Origin of the sequence: Scytonema hofmannii PCC 7110 (assembly GCF_000346485.2) — a bacterium.
Classification (GTDB): Bacteria; Cyanobacteriota; Cyanobacteriia; order Cyanobacteriales; family Nostocaceae; genus Scytonema; species Scytonema hofmannii.
This window is the reverse complement of sequence record NZ_KQ976354.1, coordinates 1515240-1541130: the sequence shown is the minus strand read 5'-3', so window position 1 is coordinate 1541130 and position 25891 is coordinate 1515240. Positions and strand designations below refer to the sequence as shown.

General features: G+C 44.1%; 13 protein-coding genes and 1 pseudogene. 12 read left to right on the top strand and 2 right to left on the bottom strand.

Features of this window, described 5'->3' with window-relative positions:
- The first annotated feature begins 156 nt into the window (after positions 1-156).
- From WA1_RS06595 to WA1_RS06560, 9 genes are all read left to right on the top strand, one after another.
- Positions 157-1086, top strand: a complete 930-nt coding sequence (locus WA1_RS06595; protein WP_017748968.1) for a glycosyltransferase family 2 protein — start codon at positions 157-159, stop codon at positions 1084-1086.
- Positions 1087-1110: 24 nt separating this feature from the next.
- A complete protein-coding gene (locus tag WA1_RS06590) occupies positions 1111-2481 on the top strand; it encodes an O-antigen ligase family protein (protein ID WP_017748969.1) in 1371 nt (456 codons plus the stop codon).
- Positions 2482-2607: 126 nt separating this feature from the next.
- A complete protein-coding gene (locus WA1_RS06585; RefSeq protein ID WP_272819085.1) occupies positions 2608-2829 on the top strand; it encodes a hypothetical protein in 222 nt (73 codons plus the stop codon).
- A gap of 438 nt (positions 2830-3267) precedes the next feature.
- Complete coding sequence (locus tag WA1_RS06580) at positions 3268-4017, top strand: hypothetical protein (protein ID WP_017748971.1); 750 nt, start codon at positions 3268-3270, stop codon at positions 4015-4017.
- A 230-nt stretch (positions 4018-4247) separates the two neighbouring features.
- Entirely contained in the window at positions 4248-15632 is an 11385-nt protein-coding gene (locus tag WA1_RS59460; protein ID WP_017748972.1) for a putative Ig domain-containing protein, read from the top strand.
- Between the two features lie 22 nt (positions 15633-15654).
- Complete coding sequence (locus tag WA1_RS06570; RefSeq protein WP_017748973.1) at positions 15655-16050, top strand: hypothetical protein; 396 nt, start codon at positions 15655-15657, stop codon at positions 16048-16050.
- 390 nt (positions 16051-16440) lie between these two features.
- Positions 16441-16755 (top strand): hypothetical protein, encoded by a 315-nt coding sequence (locus WA1_RS56685; RefSeq protein ID WP_158516603.1) that lies wholly within the window; start codon positions 16441-16443, stop codon positions 16753-16755.
- Positions 16688-17446, top strand: a complete 759-nt coding sequence (locus WA1_RS06565) for a peptidylprolyl isomerase (RefSeq protein ID WP_017748974.1) — start codon at positions 16688-16690, stop codon at positions 17444-17446. Before WA1_RS56685 ends, WA1_RS06565 begins: the two co-directional genes overlap by 68 nt.
- Complete coding sequence (locus tag WA1_RS06560) at positions 17443-20493, top strand: peptidase domain-containing ABC transporter (protein ID WP_066612776.1); 3051 nt, start codon at positions 17443-17445, stop codon at positions 20491-20493. The genes WA1_RS06565 and WA1_RS06560 overlap by 4 nt, the downstream gene beginning before the upstream one ends.
- Before the next feature lie 37 nt (positions 20494-20530).
- Here WA1_RS06560 and WA1_RS06555 read toward each other — a convergent pair whose 3' ends face one another.
- A complete protein-coding gene (locus WA1_RS06555) occupies positions 20531-20929 on the bottom strand; it encodes a four helix bundle protein (RefSeq protein ID WP_017750217.1) in 399 nt (132 codons plus the stop codon).
- 81 nt (positions 20930-21010) lie between these two features.
- Between WA1_RS06555 and WA1_RS06550 the strand changes: the two genes are divergently transcribed.
- Positions 21011-22633, top strand: coding sequence for a beta-barrel domain-containing protein (locus tag WA1_RS06550; RefSeq protein WP_066612773.1), 1623 nt, complete (start codon positions 21011-21013; stop codon positions 22631-22633).
- 261 nt (positions 22634-22894) lie between these two features.
- Here the strand turns inward: WA1_RS06550 and WA1_RS06545 are convergent, their stop codons facing one another.
- Entirely contained in the window at positions 22895-23386 is a 492-nt protein-coding gene (locus WA1_RS06545; protein ID WP_017748977.1) for a hypothetical protein, read from the bottom strand.
- A 169-nt stretch (positions 23387-23555) separates the two neighbouring features.
- Between WA1_RS06545 and WA1_RS59450 the strand changes: the two are divergent.
- Positions 23556-23771 (top strand): annotated as a pseudogene (locus tag WA1_RS59450) (P-loop NTPase fold protein); the annotation flags it as partial.
- Between the two features lie 72 nt (positions 23772-23843).
- Complete coding sequence (gene crtO, locus WA1_RS06540) at positions 23844-25544, top strand: beta-carotene ketolase CrtO (RefSeq protein WP_017748978.1); 1701 nt, start codon at positions 23844-23846, stop codon at positions 25542-25544.
- Positions 25545-25891 lie beyond the last annotated feature (347 nt).

The following is a 25891-nucleotide window of genomic DNA, read 5'->3' as shown; positions in this document are numbered from 1 at the left end:
AAAGACGCAAAGAGCGCAAAGAAAGAGGAACATCTGTTCGGTAGTCTTATAGCGGAAAGGGAGTAGTCCGCGTAGGCGGACTTCGTTTGTGTAGTAGCGAATTCTATTCGCCTTACCTTAGCTCACCTAAGTGGGTTTTAGAACCTGAGGAGGAAAATGCGAGTCGCCATCTGCTTGAATACTTGTCAGCGTCCCGGTGGATTAAAGCGCCTGTTAGATGGTCTTAATCAATTAACTTTCCATCACTGTGAAACCCCTGACATAGAAATTATTGTTGTTGATAATGACTCAATCGGTCATGCTTGTAAATTCTGTCAAGAAATCAGTTCAGAATTTAAATGGGTTTTAAAGTGCTATGTTGAACCACGCCGGGGTATTCCCTTTGCACGAAATAAAGCTATTACTTGTGCTATTGCAGAAAATATAGACTTTGTCGCTTTTATTGATGATGACGAAGTTCCCGAACCCAATTGGCTTGATGAACTTTTGTATGTCCAAATTGCATACAATGCTGATGTTGTTTGGGGAAGAATTATACCTTACTTTGCCCATGCTATTCCTCATTGGCTCGCCAAAGGAGAATTTTTTGAGCGTCCCCGCTATCCTACAGGTTATGAACTGAAAAGTGCTGCTAACAACAATACACTGATTCGTGCAGAAGTTTTTAGAGAACAAGATAAGTTACTAGATGAGCGTTTGGCGCTTTCTGGTGGTTCTGACTGGCACTTTTTTATGCGATTGCAACGTGCAGGCTATAAAATAGTGTGGGCAGATAATGCTTTGGTACATGAGTGGATACCTCAAAGTCGCACCAATTTAAAATGGTTGCTGCAACGGAGTTACCGAATTGGCATTACAGAGAGTTTTTGTGAGATAGATTTAAAACCCTCGATTATAGTTAAAACTCGTTGTATTTACAAGGGAATTAGGCGAATTATCAAAGGTATACTATTTATTCCTCTGTCCTTTATTATGGGACAACACCGAGGTGTTAAAACTTTACTATATATTTATCACAGTTTAGGAATGTTAGCAGGTGTTGCCGGAAGACAATATGAAGAGTATAAAGAAATTCATACTCTTTAAAAGAGGAATTAACCAAAAATTTAAATGTTTAACATATTCCCTAAGAAATTAATTCTCTTAGAGGCAGAAAGCAAATTAGAAAATCTGTCGCACGCAGAACGAGTGGTTTATTGGACGATTGTGCTAACGCCACTTTGGTGGGTCTTAGGGGTACAGACTCTGCTTTATCCTGGTGTTGCTCTCTATTTGCTAGCTTATGATTTTCATATAGACAAACTTGTTAAGCGATCGCTACCACTCTGTAACTGGACGTGGTTATTACTGAGTATCGCAGTACTCTGGACTAACATTCAGGGGTTATCGTCAATCAGCTTTAACCCCATGAAAAGCGCTGCCCTCATGGTAACCCTATTAAAGGGTTACTTTTTAGTTTTTTCTTGCCTAACACTGCCCTTTTGGCATCGTATTAGAATGAGTGTTGTGACACGAGCTGTTTCTTGGATGACAGCTGGTTACTTAGTGTCTCTTGGCATTCAGATCCTCATCTTATTTGGGACTGGTCCACAGAAGGCTATTATGCCGCCTTTGGCTAAAGCAATTCCAGGGGATAAACTCAGTTTAATGGTTAAGTTTGCAGTGTTTCAACCCTTTTTTGGGCTTCCTCTAGCCCGGACAGAACTTTACACTGCAGATCCACCCATTCTAGGAGTTTGTGCGCTTTTATGCTTTTTTATGTGCTTTGGTGAAGCAGATAAATACCTACGTAAATATGCTTTAGCAGGTTGCACTGCAACGTTAATTATTGCTCAAAGTCGGCTAGCGTGGATATGTTTCCCATTAGCACTTTTAGCAGTCATTTGCTTTCGCAAAGCCTCAGCACGTCAAGGATTCCTTTGGTTCTCGACACTCATTTGTTTTATTTGCGCCCTCATAGGGATGGAAGTAACCGAGTTACTAGACAAACCTATGGAAACTTTCAATGGTGCTCGAGCTGATTCATCAAAAGACCGAGCTTTGGTTGTGGCTGCGACTCTTAAAGCTTGGAAAGAGTCACCTTGGATTGGGTGGGGAATTGTCGAACGAACAGTCACCTGGGGTAACGGAGCTTTTGAACTTCCGCTTGGAACTTTTTCAACTTACGCGCAAATTCTGTATTTACACGGAATCTTTGGATTCGCATTCTTTGCCATTGCTGTATCAATAACTTTATGGTTCTTTTGGCAACCAGCATTGCGAGGGAAAAGAACTGCTCAACGGGCATTTGCTAGCTTTATTGCTTTGTTAATACTGTGTCAAGCAACGAACTTAAGCTGGATGATTGTTTATTTCTGGTTCTACTTTTTGTGGTTGGGTACAATTCTGGCAGAAGCTTACCCTCAATACGTTTCTTCCTGGAAGGAATTATCAGGGAATAATGACAGAACAAGCTATATAGATACAACAAACAAATCCTAAATATAGGAATCTTAAAACAGTACCTTTAAGAAAATGTTTTAAAAACTGCCTTGTTAAGAGCGGACACGCACTTGCGTTCCGACGCGGGAGACAAGAAAGCCAAGATTCAGAATTAAGCAACAGGGTTTGGAATGCAGCCACTCCAAACAGTTGGGAGTGCTGATGTTCGGTCACAGGAATACCACAACGCTTTATTTTGATAGGGGACAGTTGAAACTTGGGGATAGTCCTCTGTTGGGATTTGCCAATATGCTGGACATGGTGATTGAGATGACGAGCAGTTTAGACCGAGAGCGGTTGGCATCCGGGATATTCAAAGCGCAGTATGCCATTATTGATAAAATATAGAACTATACATTGGTGTTGGGTGCAATAGGGGAGATTTTGGTGATGTCAAAACAGTTATAGCTTTACGCATTCTTGACCAAATTCCCTTTATTTCAAAATTTAAAAAAAACTATAAAGGGTTTAAAAGAACTTTAAAAACATTTCAATGACTTCAGGTTTTCTACTGAATTTTAAGGAGGAGAGGTGAATTTCTTGAAATGGCGCTTGCTATTCCATGTTTTTGGATTTATAAATAATAATGAAAATAACTCAAAATTTTTTGGTAATTGAGTCAACTCTATTCGCACAGAAATACTTGTATTCATTATCTAGATTCAAGTGCCAGACATTTGGAACTGGGAAAACGGATAAAATTCCACAGTTATCCGGTGTAGATTTGCGTGCTGATAAAGACAAGAATGCTAAAAAATCTAGGTATTGATTAAAAAGAGATATCCCATGAGCCCAAAATTAATAGTTCCTGATTTCGTCATTGTTGCAGCCGTTGGAAGCAATCCCCTTTCCACAGCAAACACGGACTTTCTCAAATACACCGATACCATTCCCAAAGATTGGGAGCTAGCCCACCAGCCAAGATATACAAACAGTTCCGCTCAGTTAAACTTCGTCAATGGCATTAGCATGACCGCCGGACCGAACCAAGTTGCGTTTATAGAACCGCTTGGTGACAGGAGTTTGTTGGATATCTCGATCCCTGAAATTGCTGGCAAATACGCACAAGCCCTGCCAAAGATGGACTTTGAAGCTGTAGGTATTAATTTTAGAGGATACGTTTCTTTTGCAGGCTCTCAGGATGCCGCGAGAAAATATGTGGTAGAAACCCTGCTCTCACAAGGTGTTTGGCAATCCGAGGGAGAAGAACTCATGCGAGCTTCACTCAACTTGGTTTACAAATTTCAACGTGCTCCCCTTTACCTCAGTATCACTGAAGCAGCGTTGCGTAATGAAGATGAAACAACCACTCCAATTGTCATGTTTGGCGGCAGTTTTAGCTACGAACTGAGCGGTGATTCTGGAGCCGAAAAAATCAACAGCCTGCATCAAGCTATTGGAAATTGGACAGATGACCTAAAGGGATACTCTGAATTAATTAATAACAAGTTTCTTGCACGTATAACTGAAACTATCTCCGAGACTCCTGCTACAGTCCCAGATTTATTCACCATGAGACCGACTGCAATAGCTTAAGAACGTCAAGAAAACTCTAGATGCTGCAAGCGTATTGAAACTATCAACGAGTAGCACTGGACATTTTTAGAATTAAATCAATTCAATAATCAGCAAGAATCATTGCTGTCTGAAGGGGCTTGAGGAAAAGAGCATACGTGCTTGACTCTTCAAGCTCATAAATAGGCGGAAATCTCATATTAAGTCTAATTACTAACACAAAATCATTTCTCACTAGCAAAGGTTTAGTTATGGTTCGTCCTGTCAGCTTTTTCACCAACGGTGCATCTCACAATAATGATAGTTTGCTGCCACAATCTCTCTTAGAAAGTGCATCTTTAGTTGCACCGTTGGGTGATGATTCATCTTTATTGGATTGGCAAAAAACGCTTAAGACTCCGAGTGGCGCAGACCTCCTGACCTCCCAATTAGACCCCCAAAAGAAAGCAGACACGACAAGCGACAATACAGAGGATATAACTAACTCCAACACTCAAGCCCTCAATCCCTTCGACCAACCGCTACTATTCAAGCAACAGCCATATATTTATCGCATTCCATCCCAACGTAAGAAGTTTAAAAGTCATCAGGAAAAAGATATCCTTACGGGTGGTGAGAACGCTAGCCCACTCGTCAGCAGTTCCCAAGCGGATACCCTAACAACTACCAATACCAGCCAACAGTTTTTGTCAACTTCGAGCGCGGGTGCATACGATGAAAGCACGGGTTCCACTTCCTTAAGTTCTGAACCACCAAAGATCACTTCGTTTGCCTTAGTTAACGATACTGCTCCTGGTGGGACTACGAATACTGACAAGATTACCTCTGATCCAACAACGAGAGTGAGTGTCCCCTATCCTGAAGAAATTTATGAGTGGAAAGCAGGTTTTAATAACACTCCTGAAGCCAACTATGTCAATATTTTGCCGGAGATGAAACCAACCGACGTCACAATCTTTGACCGCACAGCGCTAAATACGATTTATGGCAGTTCCTTACCAGATGGCACACACGTCTTGTATGTCTTAACAAGACGGGACGAAGGAGAGTTGATTTCAGTATCTAAAGAATCTTTTACTTTTACTTTTGACACTACTCCTCCCCCTCAACCAGCATTCAATCTAGATGCGGCGTCTGATTCCGGTACGGTTGGCGACAAGAGAACCAGTTTTAGTACGGTAATGTTAGTCGGTCAAACCGAAGCCAGCGCGAGCGTAAAGTTGGAGCAAACGGGAGCGACAGCCACAGCCGATAGCACTGGCAAATTTACCTTCACCAATGTCTCTTTGACAATAGGAGATAATCCCTTCACGGTACGGGCTACTGATAGAGCAGGTAATCAGCAAACTTTCTCCACCACAATCAAACGTATTAGCCCACCTACTGCCATTAACTTAACCAGCAACACAGTAGCAGAAAATAGTGGCATTGGAACTGTTATCGGTCAATTGAGCAGCACTGACCCGGATGTGGGAGACAATCACATTTATAGTTTGGTCAACGATGGGGGCGGGCGCTTTAAAATTGTTGGCAATCAGTTGCAAGTTGCTAACGATACGTTACTCAATTATGAAAGCCTCAAGCAGCACAGTATTGAAGTTCGCAGTACCGATCTTGATGGGTTAACCAAAAGTCAGATTTTTACCATTAACGTCACTAACGTTAACGAAGCTCCCACTTTTACGAGCAAACCTTTTACATACACGGGGACTATAGGTAGCGCCTACTCATATAGCATCACCACCACCGACCAAGATACGGGAGATACTCGCAAAATTACCGCTATTAACCCTCCAAGCTGGCTCAAGTCAGTGGATAACGGTAATGGCACTGCCACCTTAAGCGGCACTCCCACCACCAGTGGTATCTTTAATATTGATTTAAAAGTAGAAGATGTTGGGAAAGCTTCTTCAATCCAATCGTTCCCCATTTCGGTAATTCCCAACTTCTCCCTGGCAGAAGGAAAGAACTTTGCAACCACTCACACGATTCCTTTCACAATTCCGACCAATCCTTCCCTCATCAGCTTTAACATCAATCCCATCTTCGACACCAAGGATTTAGATTCGATTAAAGATGCTTTTGAGGTTGCTTTAGTCGATGAAGCAGGCAATTCCTTGGTGCATACTGTTTCTAATGGGAGAGATGCTTTCTTCAACTGGACTGAAGGTGAAGCCGTTGCCCTGGGTGCGGGTACGACTTACAACAGTACAACCCGTACTGTTAGCTTGAACTTAACTGGTACTAAACCTTTGACCAACGCCAAACTGATATTCCGCTTGGTCAACAACGATGACGATACGACAACAAACGTCAGCATTACGAGTTTTGCCATCAATCCCGCACCAGTTGGCACGTTAAGAGCTGTCCAGAAAGATTTTGGTACGCAGACATTGCCCAGCACTTCAACAACGCCTAACTTCAACTTGTTGGCAGATGTCTCCAATAGCTTCAAACCTGAATACCATCGCACGAGCTTTAACGCTGACACCAAGTTATTGCATACAGACATAGCCCTTCGCAACACTGGCAAATACAGCGTTGATGGTCCGTTGCTTGTTGGCGTTACCCACATTAGCGACCCCACTGTAACACTGTACAAACCCGATGGAATGACTCCAGAGGGGATTCCTTACTATGATTTCAGCAAGTTAGTCAGTGATGGCAAAGTAGAACCCCTAGAACTGACTAACCAACGTTCCCTAACATTCTACAACCCTCAAGGCAAGCAGTTTACTTATGACTTAGTGGTACTGGCGCAGTTAAATCAAAAACCCTCAATTCAGAGCCAACCCGTAACGGAAATCATTGGGGGTCAGCAATACCGTTATGACGTAGATGCCACTGACCCCAATAACGACGTTTTAACCTACAAACTGCTGTCATCTCCTGTTGGCACCACAATTGACTCAAAAACTGGGCTGATTAGCTGGAACACCCTCACTACCAACAAAGGCAACCACACGATACTGGTAGAAGCCAACGACAGTCGTGGTGGAGTGACAACGCAACAGTTCACGCTCTCTGTCATCGATGCACCACCCAACCGACCCCCTGTTTTTACGAGCGTTCCAATAGTTGATGCAGCAATTAATACAAACTACACTTATCAGGCGATCGCCAAAGACGCTGATAACGACACATTGACCTTTTCCCTGGTCAACAAGCCAGAGGGGATGACAGTCAACCCCAGCACGGGAGTGGTGAGTTGGACGCCCAATGGCAATCAATTGGATACTTATGACGTAATTTTAGCTGTAACGGATGGCAAGGGAGGAACCGCACAGCAAGTCTTTAAAGTCAAGACTCAGATAGACCCTCTTAATCGTGCTCCAGAGATCGTTAGCGAACCTATAACTCGCTTTGGTTTAAAAGACAAACAGTATAAATATCAAGTCAAAGCCGTTGATTTTAACAATGACTCTCTTACCTATAGTCTGATAAATCCGCTTCCTGGAGCAGCTATTGATGCAAATACCGGAGAAATCCAGTGGTCTCCCCAAGTAATTGGCAAGTATAACTTTCAAGTTCAGGTGACAGATAGGCGCGGTGGATTTGACACGCAAAGCTTTGCAGTAGATGTATCCAACGCTTTGGGTAAAATTGAGGGTCTGGTATGGAACGACCTCAACCGCAATCGCATACCGGATATTAGCTTGATTCAGGGAGATACACCAGATATTCTGTTGGTTGTTGATAACTCCGGAAGTACTGGAGGGCGCGACATCGATTGGACGACTGCTAACTTAAACGAATTTGCTAACAGCACTTTTTTAAGCATTTTGGATACGGAATTAGCTGGTGTGGTCGCTTTTAACCAGCAATTAATTGACAAAGGTCGTGGCAAAACAGCTCGTGTTGGGGTGATTGTGTTTAATAGCTACGCTATAGCTCTTGACATGGACCCAGTGACGACTGGTGTCCAGTTTACTACTACCCCAACTGCCGACAAAAATAACAACGGAATTTTAGACATTAGAGAAGCACTTACCTTTACAGCCGAAGGAAGCACAGATTTCACACCACCCTTGAATTTAGCTCAGTCAATCTTTACTGCTTTGGGCACAACTTCAGGTAAGGGCAATATCATCTTCCTCTCAGATGGATATGGTCCGCTGGATATTACAGTTGTCAATAGTCTGAAAACCAAGGGAGTTAATCTCAAAGCCTTTGGTATAGGGAATGGATCTGATATCAATCAACTTCGCAACATTGACCCAGAAGCTCAACAATTGACGTCAGCCCAAGAAATCATCAACATTTTCAACGGAGAAGACGAAAGGTATCAATCAGAACCTGGTATAGCAGGCGTGACCGTGTACTTGGATTTAAACAACAATGGCATTCTTGACACGGCAGAGCCTAACACGGTTTCCATGTCTGACAATCCACAAACTGTCTCTGTGGAAACAGGTCAATATAGTTTCACTAATTTGCTGCCTGGTACTTACACGGTGCGGCAAGTCATGCCGAATGGTTATACGCGAACCGCTCCCACTGCTGGATATTACATTCCTACTATCACTACTAGTGGTGAATCTCACTATAGCAATTTTGGACTTGCCGAACCTGCAACAACAATTCCAAATAGTAAGCCGACTTTTAAAACAAATGCACCTGTCTCTGCTAAGGTAGGCGAACTGCTCAAGTACAAAGCAAAAGCAACTGACCCTGACCCCGATTTTCTCACCTACGATCTGCCATTGAAACCAGAAGGCATGACGGTTGATGCTTCAACTGGCGTTGTCGTCTGGACACCGACTCCCGATCAAGTTGGTAAATTTGATGTCATTCTTCGGGTTGCTGACGGTAGGGGTGAGATTGACTTGCAATACTTCCAAATTCAAGTCACTTCAGCCAACACCGCTCCAGTCTTTACATTGGTACCCACTCAAGAACTGACAGCAACCGTTAACACCACTTTCCAATATCAGTTCGCTGCTGTCGATGCCCAAGGAGACCCCATTACTTACACCTTGGAAAGCCCTAACGGTGCCGCTATTGATTCAAAAACGGGAGTTTTCTCCTGGAAGCCAACCGCTACTAGTCAAAAATCGTTTACTGTTGTTGCTAGCGATGGGAAAGGGGGAGTCACAAAGCACCAATTTAGTATCAATACCGTCTCCAGCACTTCTAACCAAGTTCCGATCATCACCTCCACGCCAAGAAATCGCGTTGCTTTGGGACAATCTTACCTCTACACGGTCAAAGCTAGCGACCCCAACAATGACCCCCTCACCTACACCTTAACAACTGCCCCTGTTGGGATGACCATCGACAGCACGGGCAAAATTTTGTGGACTCCCGATGCCAAAGTCAACCCACTCGGTGCTAACCCAGTTAAGATCCTCTTAGGTGATGGGCGAGGTGGTATCCAAACCCAATCTTTTAGTATTGATGTCGTCAGCACGACCAACCGCACCAATAATCCACCAACCATCACCTCCATCCCCCCATTAGACGCAACTGTTGGCACAACCTATCGGTACAACTTAACCGCTCTTGACACCGACAACGACTCCGTGGCATGGAAACTCGATCTTGCTCCAGAGGGAATGTCCATTGACTCGGAACGCGGCATTCTGGTTTGGACGCCAAGACTTGACCAAGTAGGAGAACGTGAGGTAGTGGTACAAGTTGTTGATGCACTTGGCGGTTTCTCCATTCAAGAATTTAGCATCACAACAAGAGGAGTTAACGTACCACCGCAAATTATCTCTACTCCCATCACCCGTGCTGCCATCGAGCGGCCCTATACCTACAAAGTTGTTGCCACCGACCCAGAAGATGACTTTCTCACTTTCAGTTTGGGCAATAACAAACCAACTGGCATGACCATTGACAGCAACACTGGTGTGATTCAATGGACTCCAGGAGCCGCACAACCCGTCTCTGTTGAGGCGATCGTCACTGATATTTATGGTGCGACCAACAGCCAAACTTTCAACATAGTGGTAGGTACGACACCTATCAACAATGCTCCAAGCATCACTTCCACACCTAATTTTAAAGCGGGAGTTGGCAAACCTTACAGCTACCAAATTCAAGCGACTGACCCGGATGCAAGCGACATACTGACATACTACTTGCAAAGTGGACCGAGTGGGATGACCATCAATTCCACAACTGGGTTGGTAACTTGGGCGAGTCCATTCTCTACTACCTCTGACGTGGTTGTCAAAGTCATTGATGCTGGTGGAATGAGCGCATTACAACGCTTTACCTTAATTTCACGGTCTAATACTGCACCAAATGTGACCTCGACGCCTGTTACTAGTGCAACGCCAAATACTTTGTATGCCTACGATATCAAAGCCACGGATGCAGAGGGAGATAGCTTAAGTTATTCCCTTGACACTGCATCCCTTGACAGGGGCATGAAGATTGATGCGTTCGGTCGATTGCGCTGGACTCCCACACTAGGTCAAATCACCACTACCACTCCCCATAAGGTTACGGTTACCGTCAGTGACGACAATGGTGGTAGCAAACTGCACGAGTTTAACATTACCGTTGCTGCCGATACTATCAAACCTCAAGTCACTTTGATTGCCAATACAGATTCTGCCACAGTCGGGTCAGAAGTCACATTCCAAGCTAGGGCAACAGACAATATTAAGGTCGCTTCCTTGCAACTGTTGGTGAACGGCACAACCGTCCAACTCGATCCCAACGGCATGGCAAAGGTAAAAATGACCCAAACCGGAAATATTTCTGCCATAGCCAAAGCAACTGACACGGCATTGAATGAGGGACAATCCGCTACATGGAACGTTTTGGTTACCAATCCCAACCCCAACAATCCCCCACCCAACATTAGCCTGAACTTAAATAACATTCCTAACGGCATCGTGACCGCACCGACTAACATTATCGGTACCGTCAGTGATGATAACTTAATAAATTACATCCTTGAGGTAGCACCGCTTGCGGGTGGGGAATTTCAGGAAATTGCACGTGGCACCAAGACAGTTAGTAACGACATCCTAGGTAAATTTGACCCCTCATTGCTGCAAAACGATACTTATCGACTGCGGCTGAGTGCCTATGATGCTTCTGGCAATGGCAGAGTTGTCGAAGAAACAATTGATGTTGCAGGCGAATTGAAACTCGGTAATTTCCGCTTGTCTTTCACTGACCTCGAGATTCCAGTAACTGGCATCCCCATTACCCTAACCCGTACTTACGATACCCTGACCGCCAACACCACTGACGACTTTGGCTATGGTTGGAGGATGGAGTTTAGGGATACCGACTTGCGGACATCGCTGCGACCTCCATCTGAAGAAGACCAGATATTGGGGTATCAAAGTGCATTCCGTGATGAGACTCGGGTTTACATTACATTGCCAGGGGGTAAGCGGGAAGCATTTACCTTTAAACCCACCCTAGACCCCATATTTAAACTCGCGGCGGCGATCGCTAGAAGTCCGGATGCGGCTGTTTACCGTCCTGCTTTCGTTGGCGATAAAGGTGTTACCAGTACGCTGAGTGTGAAAAATGCACGGATTCTTCATAAAGCTGGTAGTAGTGAGTACGTGGGCTTAAATGGTGGAGTACCCTATAACCCCGCCGATATCAACTTTGGTGGCATTTATGTGCTGACGACCAAAGATGGGATTGTCTACGAAATTGATGCCAATACGGGTGATTTGTTGACAGTTACAGATACCAATGGTAACAAGCTGACCTATACGGATGGGGGGATTTATAGCTCCACTGGCAAGCAAATTACCTTCGAGAGGGATGCTATTGGGCGAATTGCGTCAGTACTAGATCCAATGGGCTACCTCATCAAGTATGACTATGATGCCAAAGGAGATTTGATTGCTGTTACCGACAGGGAGAACAATACAACTCGTTTCGAGTACGGCAGTAAAAAGCAGCATTATCTCGACAATATCATCGACCCACTTGGTAGAACTGGAGTACGGAATGATTACGACTCGGTAACAGGTCGTCTGAAGTACATTGAGGACATCAATGGCAAAAAGGTAGAAATGGAGTATGACCCCAACAACTCCAGACAGGTTGTACGAGATCAACTAGGTCATCCCACAATTTACGAATATGATGCTTGGGGCAATGTTGTGACTGAGATTGATGCTCAAGGTAAGATTACCAAGCGGCAGTATGACGATAATAACAATGTTCTAGAAGACACTGTCATCTCAGACCGCTCAGACCTTAACCCAAATGATAACGTCCAAATTGGCTTGACTACCCAATACAAATACGATGTTCTTGGCAACAAGCTTTCAGAAGAAGTAGGTATTGTCACTCGTTATACCACAGATGCCACAGGGAAAAAGATTGTTGAGCAGCAACCTTCAGGTTACAAAACTATATATACCTACGGCGACAGGAGTCGTCTGTTAACTGAGACTGACCCGTTGGGTCGTACAACTACCAATACTTACGATCGCAAGGGCAATCTGCGCTCAACATTAGATGCTTTTCAAAAGACAACAATTTACGATTATGACTTCAGTGGGCAACTCAAGTCGGTCAGGGATGCAAATGAGCAGACCACAAAATTTACCTACGATGCTTTTGGTAATGTAGAAACTGTCACAGATGCGTTAAACCGTACTACCACCTATACCTACTATGGTGATGGCAACAAGAAGACTGAAACTCGCACAAGAACAACACCGACTGGCGTACAAACACTGTTGACTCAGTGGACGTATGATAAAGAGGGACACCTCAAGACAATGACCGATGCCGAAAACTGGACTACGACCTACGAGTACGATAAGCTGGGTCGGCAAACTGCGGTGATTGATGCGCTCACTCGACGCACTGAGTCTATCTACAATGACAAAGGCGAGCTTGTTGAAACAATCTACCCCGACAAAACGACCAATACGAAAGACGACAATCCCCGCACAAAGTCTAAGTACGACGCGGCGGGTCGTCAAATTGAGACCACTGACCAACTGGGGCGGGTGACGAGATATATTTATGACAAAGTTGGTCGCTTACGTTTTACGGTTTATCCTGATAAGACACCAGATGACCAGAATCTTTCACCAGAACTATGGGACAATCCTAAAACCGAAACCATCTACTACACGGACGGGTTGGTAAAAGCGCAAATTGATGAGCTTGGCAATCGTACTGAGTTTCGTTACGACGCAGCTGGTCGCCAGACTGAAATCCTGAACGCTGATGATACCCCTACAAACCCACTTGATAATCCCAAAACAACTTATAAGTACGATTTGGCAGGACAGCTTGTTTCTCAAACAGATGCGCTCAACTACACTACTACTTATAAATATGATGACTTGGGACGGCTCAAAGAAACCCACTTCCACGATAAGAGTTACACCACTCAGGAGTATGATGCATTAGGTCGGAGGATTGCGACTACAGACCAAAACAGGAAGCCCACAGAGTATCGCTACGATGCGCTGGGTCAATTGACAGGGGTGAAAAATGCTTTTGGAGATTGGACTGAGTATGGTTACAACGAGGTCGGGAACTTAATCTGGATGGAAGATGCTCTCGATCGCCGTACCCAGTATGAATACGATAAGCTTGGTCGGCGCAAAGCAGTGATTCTACCAATGGGTCAACGCTCTGACACGACCTATGATGCGGTAGGCAATCTCAAAACCTACACCGACTTCAATCGCCGTACCATTACCTATGATTACGACCCCCAAAACCGCATAACCTCAAAGCTGTTTGGGGATGGCTCAAAGGTCACCTACACCTACACAAACACCGGGCTACAGGACGTTGTTAAGTTTATAAATGCGAGTAGCGTGACAACGGCAATCACAGACAGTGATTACGATGAACGCGATCGCCTCATACAGCACACTGTCACCATCAGTGGATTCAGCCGAAGCATCAGCTACACCTACGATGCTGCTAGCAATCGCACATCAGTTACTACACCCAGTGGTACGGTGAACTACACCTTTGATCGGCGCAATCGCCTCGATCAAGTGATTGAGAACAACATCGTCACAGCAGACTACGACTACGATGGGGTGAACAATCTACTTCTGACAAAATTTGCCAACGGTACACAAGAAGTTCGCCGCTATGACGAGCTCAATCGCCTGCGGGTCTTGGAAAACAAAAAAGCTAGTGGTGAAATTATCTCCACCTACACCTACACACTCGATCTTGTGGGCAATCGACGGAAGGTGGAAGACAATACCGGACGAATTGTTGAATACACTTATAACGACTTGTATCAGTTAACTCAAGAAAAAATCACCGATGCTGTCAATGGTAATCGAGTTTACGACTACACCTATGATAAGGTAGGTAACCGCAAGACCAAAAGTGAAGCCGTGAATGCTGTCACAACAGATACGGTGTACACTTACGATGCCAACGATCGGCTAGAGAACGAAAAAGTCAATCAGAAAGTTATTGCTAGTTATGCCTATGACAACAATGGAAATACCTTAACAAAGACCGAAAACGGCATTACAACCACCTATACCTGGGATTACGAGAACCGTTTGAGTACCGCAACGCTTAAGAATTCGTCAGGTGTCGTGCTTCAATCAATGCAGTATCGATACAACGATGAGGGTATTCGGGTTGCATCGATAGTGAACAATCAAGAAACTCGTTATCTGATTGATACTGTTCAGCCCTACGGTCAAGTGTTGGAAGAGTATTCCCCCTATGGCGCGGTGCAAGCGTCCTATACTTACGGCTCGGACTTGATTTCCCAGAAACAGGGCATCAAGAGCACCTTCTACCATGTTGATGGATTGGGCAGCACGCGAGCGCTCACTGATGCAAGTGGTAGTGTTGTAAACACCTACAACTATGAGGCATACGGGGAACTGCTGAATTCTACTGGCAGTGTAAGTAACAAGTATCTGTTTGCTGGCGAGCAGTATGACTCCAATTTAGGTGATTACTATCTACGGGCTAGGTACTACGACACTGAAACTGGGCGGTTTACTAGACGGGATACCTATGAAGGTAGGCTGGGTGAACCTTTGACGCTACATAAGTACATCTATACTCATGCTAACCCCGTTAACGGGACTGATCCAAGTGGAAAATTCACATTAACAGAGGTGTTGACTGGTAGTGCAATTATTGGTGCATTCGCTGGTGCAGCAGGAGGTGGATACTACGGCTATAGTAAATCAGGTGAAGTCTTCAGCAAAGAAACTTTGAAGTTTGCATTAGTAGGAGCAGTTGGTGGAGCTGCTGCTGGAGCTATGCTTGGTGGGGCTATCTATCTGACTCCAGCTGGGTTAGGACCAATTATTCAAACTGGCGCACGGCAATTGTTCAGGAAAGCAATAGCTACACATTCAAGAAGTCAAGCCGCATTGCTAGCAGGTTTTGGACTTGGTTTCACAGGCGGTATATTAGAACCAGATTACGAAGTTGCACTTGGCACAGCTTTTACTACAGCTTTGACAATTGGAGATGATGTGCTTGTACGTGGAGCGATATGGAGAAGAAATGCTATGACCCAAGCCTTTGGAGAACTCTACACTGCAAATAGAGCTATCTTGTTTCGATCTGTACAATCAACCACGTTTATGACACTACATTTTCTTTTCGGCTTCACTGTCGGCTACGCTTCTGGATCTTTTATCCGAAAGTCGTATGACCAATATTTCTCTACAGGTAATTAGAGAGAACTCAAGGGAGGAGTTTATGCACTTTTGGTTTAATCAATCTAAAAAGCTAGATGAGATTTTGCAGCGTTCTGGTATGAGCGATGAGGAATTTCTCCACAGGCTGCAATTGTCAGGTGAGGTGGCGAGAAAAACAGTGAAGTGTTGCCGAACAGAATTAGGCAAAGCTTATCGACTATCTCCTGAGAAGTTGTATCCAGATGATAGCTTTAGACACTTAATAAACTTGCCAACTCCTGGGTGGGATATGCTAGAGCTTGTATTATCTCTTGAAGAAACTTTAGGTGCTGGAATTGATGAAGAGCAAGTTCCTAACTGGACATCTAAAGACATGACTCTGGGGAAATGGATCGTAGATTTCCTATCCAGATATTTTGAAAAAAATCAGAACCGTAACAATATAGAGGAAAAGTAGCGAATGTAACCAGACAAGTTATCTTCCGGGTGATATTTTTTGGTACTTGTAGGTAATTGGATCCATTGGATGTAACCTTTCACACTCCCCCCTACCTCTCAACGATAAATCAGGGGTTTCGAGGATTTTGCAGGGGGGGGAGTGAATAATTACATTGGATCACCGTGCCCTGCGTGGGATTTTTATACGCGCTTGCTCAAAACTCTCTGTGTATTTACATTTTGGGATAGACAAACCCGAAAGTTCACTCCAGATTAGTACAGTAGCCTTTCCACATCCTCATTGTCAACTCATAGAGCAGCCACTTAGTATTTTCACGCATTCAATTGCCAACTTTACAACCAAATTCCGTGTACTTATCATTGTGATATAGATAACCAACAAGCCATCATGCAATTGGGAGTTTGTACCAAAAACAACACTCCCTCTTGCTATTTGGTGAAAGGTTTAGGAGATGAGGAGATGGGGAGATGGGGAGATGGGGAGATGGGGAGAATTTTACCACCCCATCACCTCACCACCTCACCACCTCACTACCTCACCCCCTCACCACCTCACTACCTCACCCCCTCACCACCTCACTACCTCATCACCTCACCACCTCATCCTCCCACTCTGTCATCTACCCAAACTCTCTATGGCTCAAATTCTCCAATTTGGGAATCGCACAATCACAGAAGCAGAGGTTTTTCGCCTGCTAGCTGAGTACCAAATGCTTCCCCAGTTATGTCGCTCCATGACGATTGACTCTGCTATTGCTCCTGTCACACTGACTGTGGAGGAGAAAAAGAGCGCCCAAGAGCAGTTCTACCAGAAGAACCAAATTACCACACCCGAACTACTCCAAACAAAGTTGCAGCAATATGGGATGACAATTGAGCAACTCGAAGCACTAGCAACAAAAGAACTCAGGATTGAGAAATTTAAAATTGCCACGTGGGGAGCGAAGATTGAATCCATATTTCTCAACAACAAGTCCCAATTAGACAAAGTTGTTTATTCCCTCATCCGTACTCCTGAGATAGAAGTTGCTCAAGAACTCTTCTTTCGCATACTAGCAGGAGAACAGACCTTTGCTGAATGTGCCCTTGAATACTCGCAAGGGGCAGAAGCACAAACAGGAGGATTGCTAGGTCCGGTTCCCCTGTCACAACCCCATCCTACCATCACCAAAATGCTTTCCACCTCCCAACCGGGAGAACTGCTACCACCAACCAAGTTAGGAGAATGGGTAGTCATCCTACGATTGGAGAAATTTATCAGCGCCCAGTTGGACGATGCCATGCGTGCGTTTCTGCTCAATCAGATGTTTGAGACAATGCTTGCAGAAGCCGTTCGTAATGCCCAACCAACCATTCTTAACGATACACCTACCCCAGTTCTCCTAACAAGATGACATCCAGCACTACCACTATCATTGATTTTCTCGCTCAACACCACCCCTTCAACCAGCTGGATGTCAGGAGTGTTGAACGCATTGCCTCAAAACTCCAACCACTACGCTATCGCATGGGGCAAGCCATCTTTGTGCGAGAAACCATGCCCGATAAAATTGTCATTATCTACTCAGGTGGAGCGCGTCTTATCGGTTACGCACCCGGAGCCAAAGTTCCAGAAACACTGCAATTGTTGAAATCAGGAGCGGTATTAGGCGCTGCCAGCTTGGTGAGGGGTGTTGCAAGTGAAACCGCGATCGCATCAAGTGAAACCCTCTGTCTTACCCTAAGTGCAGCCGATTTTCGAGAACTTTTAGAACTCGAACCAGTCTTAAGAGATGTATATAGCAATCACTCTTCCTTAATTGAAGTGTATGACCTCTTGGGTGCAGAACTAGAAAGAAGGGCTAAGGGGAATGCCAATCTTAAAGAACTGGCAATTCAGCATCACGCATCAGCTACAGTCCTCAACTTGCCCCCAGGCACAACGCTACTTCAACAGCTAGACCCCAATCTTCTGTGGCTGGTGAGTGGCGGTAGTTCCAATTATGCTATAGGTTGTAGCCTCAACTCTCATGACCCACAAGCATATATTAAAGTAGAAGCTGACAAACCAGTTCGTCTCATTGGTTTGCGGGAACTAACAATATCAGGGGACACTGTTTCCCCTCACTCAGACACTCAGACACTCAGACACTCCTCACTCTGGCAAGATGTACCCTACGCCCCAGAACGCCCGGAGGAACCAGAAGAACCAAGCCCCCAATCGGTCAAATACCCTCACGTTCGTGGCAGGGGTCCGGTGGATGCGTCCGTTGCCTGCTTCCAAATGCTAGCTGAATACTGGGGAATGCCGTTCAAGCGAGATGTTATCAAACGTGCCTTGGTCAACAACTTTCAGCGCACGGGTGGCATTTCCATTCAACTGTGCGGTGCGATCTCCGAACTGATGGGACTCACCTCTCAACTAGTACAAGTTCCAGCCCTCAGTGTCCCTCGCCTACCAGTACCAGCACTCCTCCCTTGGCAAGATAGTTTCGCCATTCTCTACAAAGCCACTTCCAAAGAATTGGTTTTGGCAATACCAGAACAGGGCATCAGACGTTTAAACCCCACAGCATTTGCCGATATTTGGGGGGACGAAGGTCAAGTACTACTGCTGCAACCTACAAAAGAAACGTCACTACGCCGCTTTGGTTTGAGTTGGTTTCTTCCTGCTATCAAAAAACATCGTACAGTACTTATCGAAGTTTTTATTGCTTCCTTATTTGTACAACTCTTGGGACTGGCTAACCCCCTCATTACCCAAGTCATTATTGATAAAGTTATTATCCAAAACGGTGTCAATACCCTCCATGTGTTGGGATTTCTATTGATAGCCATGGCTGTGGTGGAAGGGGTTATTACTTGGCTGAGAACCAACCTCTTTGTCGATACCACCAACCGCATCGACTTAAGCTTGGGTTCGGAGGTCATCGACCACCTGCTCAGATTACCACTGCGCTATTTCGAGAAGCGTCCTGTCGGTGAAATCTCAAGCCGCATCAACGAACTGGAGAACATCCGCTCCTTCCTTACGGGAACTGCCCTAACCGTAGTCTTGGATGCTATCTTCTCTGTCATTTACATTGCGGTGATGGTCATTTACAGCTGGTTGCTCACTATCGTAGCACTTGCAACAGTACCCCTATTTGCCCTGCTGACATATATCTTTGCTCCCATCATCCGCAGCCAAACCAGAACCAAAGCAGAACGCAATGCCGAAACGCAATCCTACTTAGTCGAAGTGGTTTCTGGCATTCAAACTGTCAAAGCACAGAACATCGAACTCAATTCCCGATGGCAGTGGCAAACCCGTTACGCACGTTACATTAGTGCTTCTTTTGAGAACGTGCTGACGAGCAATACCGCAAGTTCCCTCAGCAACTTCCTCAACAAACTTTCTAGCTTGCTCTTGCTGTGGGTTGGTGCTTTTTTAGTACTTGAAGGTCAACTCACTTTGGGAGAACTAATTGCTTTTCGTATTATTGCAGGTTATGTCACCAGTCCTTTGTTACGATTGATACAACTGTGGCAGAACTTCCAAGAAACGGCATTATCTCTAGAACGACTTGCTGATATTCTAGATAATCCTACTGAAAGCGAGATAGCTGGACTAGGAGGAGTGAGTCCGGGAAGGAGTGAGGGAGGGAGAGAGAATTTTTCCTCGCTCTCTCACTCTCTCACTCCCTCATACTCCCATATCCCAATGCCAGCTATTCAAGGTAATGTCAAATACGAGAATGTGACCTTCAGCTTTAGCAAGAGTCCCAATCCCCAATTGGTCAATATCAATCTAGATATTGGAGCAGGAACGTTTGTTGGAGTGGTGGGACAAAGTGGTGCTGGCAAAAGCACGCTCACCAAACTCATACCCCGCCTGTACGAACTCGATTCTGGTCGGATCAAAATTGACGGCTACGATATCAATAAGGTCGAACTTTACTCCTTACGCCGTCAAATTGGCATGGTGCTGCAAGATACTCTGTTATTTGATACTACAGTTCAGGAAAATATTGCCCTGACTATGCCTGATGCCACTCCAGAAGAGATTGTAGAAGCTGCCAAGATTGCTTGCGCTCACGACTTTATCATGAATTTACCCAATGGTTATGAAACCCGTGTTGGGGAGAGGGGTTCTGCCCTATCCGGTGGACAGAGACAACGGATTGCCATCGCTCGTACAGTACTGCAAAACCCACCACTATTGATTCTAGATGAAGCGACCAGTGCTTTGGATTACGACACCGAACGCCAAGTGTGTTTAAATCTAGCACAAGCATTCAAGGGAAGAACAGTATTTTTCATCACCCACCGTCTTGCGACTATCCGTAGTGCCGATGTCATTTTGATGATGAGCCAAGGTTCCGTTGTGGAACAGGGAACTCATGCAGAACTGATGGCGATGATGGGACGGTACTACTGTCTCTACCAACAGCAAGAAGCGGTGGGAGGAGTGAGGGAGTGAAGGAGGGAGGGAGGGAGGGAGTGAGGGAGAGTAAGAGTTATTTGTTGTTACTGGGAGGTATTATCCATTTATCTGAGTTGTGAATCATGGAAACTAACATAGCAAGAATTGAATTATAGGTTTTGTAAAGCTCGCGTCCAGCTTCTACATCCAAATATTTACATTGAACAGCAAACTCTATCCATGTTTGGGTTTCTGCTGCTTCAGCCGAACAGTCGCTTAACTTGGCTACAAACGCTGCTTCATACATACGCTTGCGCCAAGACTCTGCTAAGTTAGCACAGACAGATCTTGAAGAACGACGAATTTGGTCGGTCAAAGAGTATCTTTCTTCCACTGGAAACTTTTTAGACTCCTCAAATATTTTCATAGCAGCATCAAATGCTAGTTTATAAACCTCTAAATCTTTATGGTTTTTAATATGTTCTCTTCCCATGGATTATCTCAAAAGCAATAACAAACAATATATCAATATTGATTTCTAAATGACACATTATTTATAGATACAGGAAAAATTATGAATATCAGTAATGGAAAAGGAAATAATTCAAATGGAAATGGTAAACATTCAAGCCATAAAATTGCCACCGATACTTCCATCAAACAAAATCCAAACTCCCTCACTCCCTCACTCCCTCACTCTCTCCCTCCCTCACTCCTCAAGTTTGACCAACCCGTAATTCTTACTCAACCAAGAAAGTGGTCAAGAGCAATATTATGGAGTTTGATGGCAGTCACTGCGGGTGCTATCATTTGGGCAAACGTAGCCAAAATTGAAGAAGCGGTTTCAGCCACAGGTAAGTTGGAGCCAACAGGTACCGTCAAAGAAGTACAAGCCCCTGTAGGTGGGGTGGTAAAACAAATTCATATAGAGGACGGACAGCACGTAAAGAGTGGAGAACGTCTCCTGAGTCTTGACCCTACAACAGCTTTAGCACAACTTGCTTCTTTACAGAAAATACGTGTTTCTTTAGTTCAAGAAAACCAATTCTATCAATCCCAATTAAGAGGAGGGAGAAAGCGAGGGAAAGAGGGAGGGAGGGAAAAAAATCTCCTCACTCTCTCACTCCCTCACTCCCTCACTCCTTCACTCCCAAGAGAGATGCTCGACCTTACCAAAAGTCGAGCAACATTAATTGCTGACAACCAAGTGTATCGCGCTCAATTGGATAGTTTGAGATCTCCCAATAGGTTAACAGTAGAACAAAAAGAACGCCTGCAATCAAACCAAGCTGAATTGAATGCTCGTGTTGCTGCAGCAAAGTTAGAGATTGTCCAATTGCAGCATCAACGACAACAAGCTGAAATTAAACAAGCTTCCACTATTGATACCTTGGCAATGAACAAAGGCATTTTAAATAGTGTCACTCCATTGATGCAAGATGGAGTGATTTCTAAAATTCAATACTTCAAACAGCAACAGGAAGTGAGAAACGGTCAGTCTGAAATTGACCAACTCGTTCAGGAACGGGCGCGTTTAAATTCAGCTATTTTTCAAGCACAAGCCAAGCTACAAAACACAATTGCTCTCTCTCGTCAAGATTGGCTACAGCAGATTGCAGATAACAACAAACGCATTGCAGAAATTGATTCTCAGTTGACAAAAGCCATAGTTGAGAATCACAAAAAGATAGCAGAAATTGATTCTCAACTGAGTCAAACTCAGATGAATTTGAAATATCAAGAAATTAATTCCCCGGTAGCTGGTACAATTTTTGAACTCAAGGCACACACTCCAGGATTTGTTGTCACTTCTAGCGAACCAATTCTTAAGGTTGTTCCTGATGATGCACTCATCGCTAAGGTATATATCACCAACAAAGATATTGGTTTTGTCAAAGAGGGAATGACAGTGGATGTGCGAATCGACTCGTTCCCCTTTAGCGAATTTGGCGATATCAAAGGTCAGCTCATTTCGATTGGCTCTGATGCTTTGCCACCAGACCAAATTTATCCGTACTACAGATTTCCGGCTAAGGTACGATTGTCACAACAGTCGCTTTTGGCGAACGGACGCAAAATACAACTGCAATCGGGGATGTCGGTCAGTACCAATATTAAGATTAGGGAGCGCACGGTCATGAGCATTTTTACGGATATGTTTAGCTCCAGTGTGGAGAGCCTCAAGACCGTGCGGTAGCAGTGATTGTCAACAATGGTAAAGATTGCCATAACGATTTTGCTGATTGGCTAGAGCGATCGCCAATATATACCCCGACAATTTCTCGGCGTGTGCAATCAATTGCAAGCCAAATCCATTGTTTATTTATCTTAATGAGATTATACCAACTTCATTCTAACATCCTTATTCCCCTAGGCAGAAAGTGATACCTATGTCACTTTAGTTTAAATGGAATAGTATGAAAGTTTTGTAGAGAGCTATATTTATCGATCTGAAACTTCAAAGCTTGTGGTGCAAGAGGACGGGGGGATTCCTGAATAAATAGCTTGAACTGATGTTTAACTGCTCTAACCGCAAACCACAAGCTTTTGTTAGTCCATCAAAAATGAATTTATTGATTTGGGAGTTATCTGTTTCCACAAGCTTAAATAAAAGGTACTTCAATCGCTCTAAAGTCTTTCCGTTTTCTTCATCTTTTTTGCCGTTTAGGAACCATGTACCACTCTCAGGGCAATCTTGCAAAAGGTAGAAGCAATTAGTAAACAAGTTTCTTGTTTGGTCTTCTAATGCAAGAGATAGAGGATTGTCCAGATATTCTCTGCCGCTCTCTTTGCTGTCTTGTATGATATCTTCTGAAATTTTTTGAATGCCGTTTCTAAAAAACTTTAGGCAATAAAAAAAATTGTTACATCTTCCATTGTTGATAAGAGTGTAAACTTCTAAAGCTAATACATTTGCTTCTACCTGTTTCGCATCAACAAGGAATTTCATAATCAAACAATATTAATTATGTGCCAGTAAAAAAGTGGACAACCGCTTATGTACTTCTACCTTAGAATCGACAGATAATTCTATTTATCTATACTTATAAATGGTTTAAACCTATCTAAAGATATATAGTCCTGTTAAGATTTATTGTATATAATAACACACAAATAAAGAAGAAGTAGAAGACACGTTAGTACAGCAGCAGCGGCGAATAGTCGTAACAATTGATGATATCGATCAATTGGCTGCTGAAGATATCAAGCAATTATTTCGTATTTTTAAAGCAGTGTTTCTCGATTGGGTACAATATAGTCAGAAAAGTGGATTAAAAAGAAATTTACTTCTTGGCGATAAAAATACTACTACTAGATATATAAATATTCTATAACCCACGAAAGATTTAGATATCTTCAGCCCTTCCTAATATCAGGGAATATACTTTACTCCCCACCCTACAGTCATGGAAGCGTATGACGTTGTAATTATTGGCGCTGGTCATAATGGTTTAGTTTGTGCAGGCTACCTACTGAAAGCTGGTTACAGCGTCCTGTTATTGGAAGGGCGATCGCTACCTGGTGGCGGTTCTACAACTGAAGAACTTATGCCTGATGAAGCACCTGGTTTTAAATTTAGTCCTTGCGCGATTAACCATCTGTTTATTTTCTTAGGGCCAGTTATTCAAGAGTTACAACTACACAAGTACGGCTTGGAATATCTTAGCTGCGATCCAGTTGCCTTTTGCCCCCATCCAGATGGCAAGTATTTCTTAGCTCACAAATCGGTGGAAAAGACTTGTGCAGAAATTGCCCGTTATAGTCAGCGTGATGCTGAAAAATACGCTGAATATGCCGATTTTTGGCAACGCTTTATCACAGGGATTGCGCCTTTCTTCAATGCGCCACCCAAATCAATTGTTGATATTGCAGGCAATTACAATCTCAATAGTCTGCAAGACTTATTTTCCCTTCTAGGTGGCTCTAACACAACCCTTGATTTACTGCGTACTTTACTCAGCAGTGCCACAGATAATATTAACGAGTATTTCGATTCTGAGTTTCTCAAAGCACCTCTGGCTCGACTCTCAGCAGAACTGAGTTCCCCTCCCTCGCAAAAAGCTATGTCCTTTGGGGCGATGATGATGATGTTGCGTCATAATCCCGGTATGGCAAGACCACGTGGTGGTAGTGGCGGACTTGTCGAAGCTTTGGTGAAGATGGTAAAAGCTGAAGGTGGTACGATCCTCACCGACCAAAAGGTAGAAAAAGTATTGGTAGATGATGCTAAAGCTGTTGGTGTGCGAGTTGCTGGTGGTAAAGAATATCGTGCCAACAAAGGTGTAATTTCAAGTATTGATGCCAAGCGCTTATTCCTGCAATTAATGGATAGTAGCGATGTCGATAATAGCGATGGCAACTTGCGCGAAAGGTTAGACCGCCGCATCATCAACAACAATGAAACCATCCTCAAAATCGATTGTGCTTTATCTGAACCGTTGCACTTTGTCCACCACAATCACCAAGATAATTATCTGATGGGTTCTATTCTGATTGCTGATTCGGTGAATCATGTGGAACAAGCCCATAGTCTGATTACTCTGGGCAAAATTCCTGATGAAGACCCATCAATATATGTGGTGATGCCTACCGGACTTGACCCATCGATGGCACCAGAAGGCAAACACACATTATGGATAGAGTTTTTTGCCCCTTATCAAATTGTTGGTGCAGAGGGTACAGGGTTAAAGGGTACGGGTTGGACGGATGAACTGAAAAACAAAGTTGCAGACAAGGTGATTAATAAACTGGCGCAGTATTCGCCCAATCTGCAACATTCAATCATCGCCCGTCATGTAGAAAGTCCGGCTGAGTTGGGAGAACGGTTAGGGACTTACAAAGGTAATTATTACCACATCGATATGACCTTAGAACAGATGCTTTGCTTCCGTCCGTTGCCGGAATTAGCTAACTACAAAACACCAATTGGTAACTTGTATCTTACTGGTGCTGGAACTCATCCGGGTGGTTCAATTTCCGGTTTGCCGGGACGCAACTGTGCGCGTGTGTTTTTACATAATGAGCAACCCATCGCCCAGAAAATCAAGGAAGCAGGAGGTTCAATTAAATCTGCTTTCGCATCTGTCTTGAGGAGTGAATCAGACTAAGAGGCTGTTGTAATAAAAGTAAATAGCATTTGCTCCTAAGAAACACATCCCATCGCAGCTTTATTTGGTAGGAGCTTCACCCTTTAAATTGGCTAGAATTTCTCACGCGAATTTTCACGCTAGATATTCAAAAAACAGCGCGTTATCTAATTGTTTTATAAGTCTCAAGTAGCTCTCATTACTCTCGTCGAATAAGCAACATTGCCCTCAGAATAGAATTCTCTTGCTATACAAACAAAGTCCACCTACGTGGACTTAATATAGAAGTCCGCGCAGGCGGACTTGGTCTGTATAGGCGTGATTTCAATCACAAGCGTGTTTTTTCCAAATTGGGATGCTCCCTTGCC

Bases quoted from the DNA above. Each gene is read 5' to 3' on its own strand.
- WA1_RS06545 (WP_017748977.1), bottom strand. From the start codon at position 23,386: ATGAAATTCCTTGTTGATGCGAAACAGGTAGAAGCAAATGTATTAGCT.
- WA1_RS06560 (WP_066612776.1), top strand. From the start codon at position 17,443: ATGACATCCAGCACTACCACTATCATTGATTTTCTCGCTCAACACCAC.
- WA1_RS56685 (WP_158516603.1), top strand. From the start codon at position 16,441: ATGCAATTGGGAGTTTGTACCAAAAACAACACTCCCTCTTGCTATTTG.
- WA1_RS06550 (WP_066612773.1), top strand. From the start codon at position 21,011: ATGAATATCAGTAATGGAAAAGGAAATAATTCAAATGGAAATGGTAAA.
- WA1_RS06595 (WP_017748968.1), top strand. From the start codon at position 157: ATGCGAGTCGCCATCTGCTTGAATACTTGTCAGCGTCCCGGTGGATTA.
- WA1_RS06580 (WP_017748971.1), top strand. From the start codon at position 3,268: ATGAGCCCAAAATTAATAGTTCCTGATTTCGTCATTGTTGCAGCCGTT.
- WA1_RS06570 (WP_017748973.1), top strand. From the start codon at position 15,655: ATGCACTTTTGGTTTAATCAATCTAAAAAGCTAGATGAGATTTTGCAG.
- WA1_RS06590 (WP_017748969.1), top strand. From the start codon at position 1,111: ATGTTTAACATATTCCCTAAGAAATTAATTCTCTTAGAGGCAGAAAGC.
- WA1_RS06555 (WP_017750217.1), bottom strand. From the start codon at position 20,929: ATGGGAAGAGAACATATTAAAAACCATAAAGATTTAGAGGTTTATAAA.
- WA1_RS06565 (WP_017748974.1), top strand. From the start codon at position 16,688: ATGGCTCAAATTCTCCAATTTGGGAATCGCACAATCACAGAAGCAGAG.
- WA1_RS59460 (WP_017748972.1), top strand. From the start codon at position 4,248: ATGGTTCGTCCTGTCAGCTTTTTCACCAACGGTGCATCTCACAATAAT.
- crtO (WP_017748978.1), top strand. From the start codon at position 23,844: ATGGAAGCGTATGACGTTGTAATTATTGGCGCTGGTCATAATGGTTTA.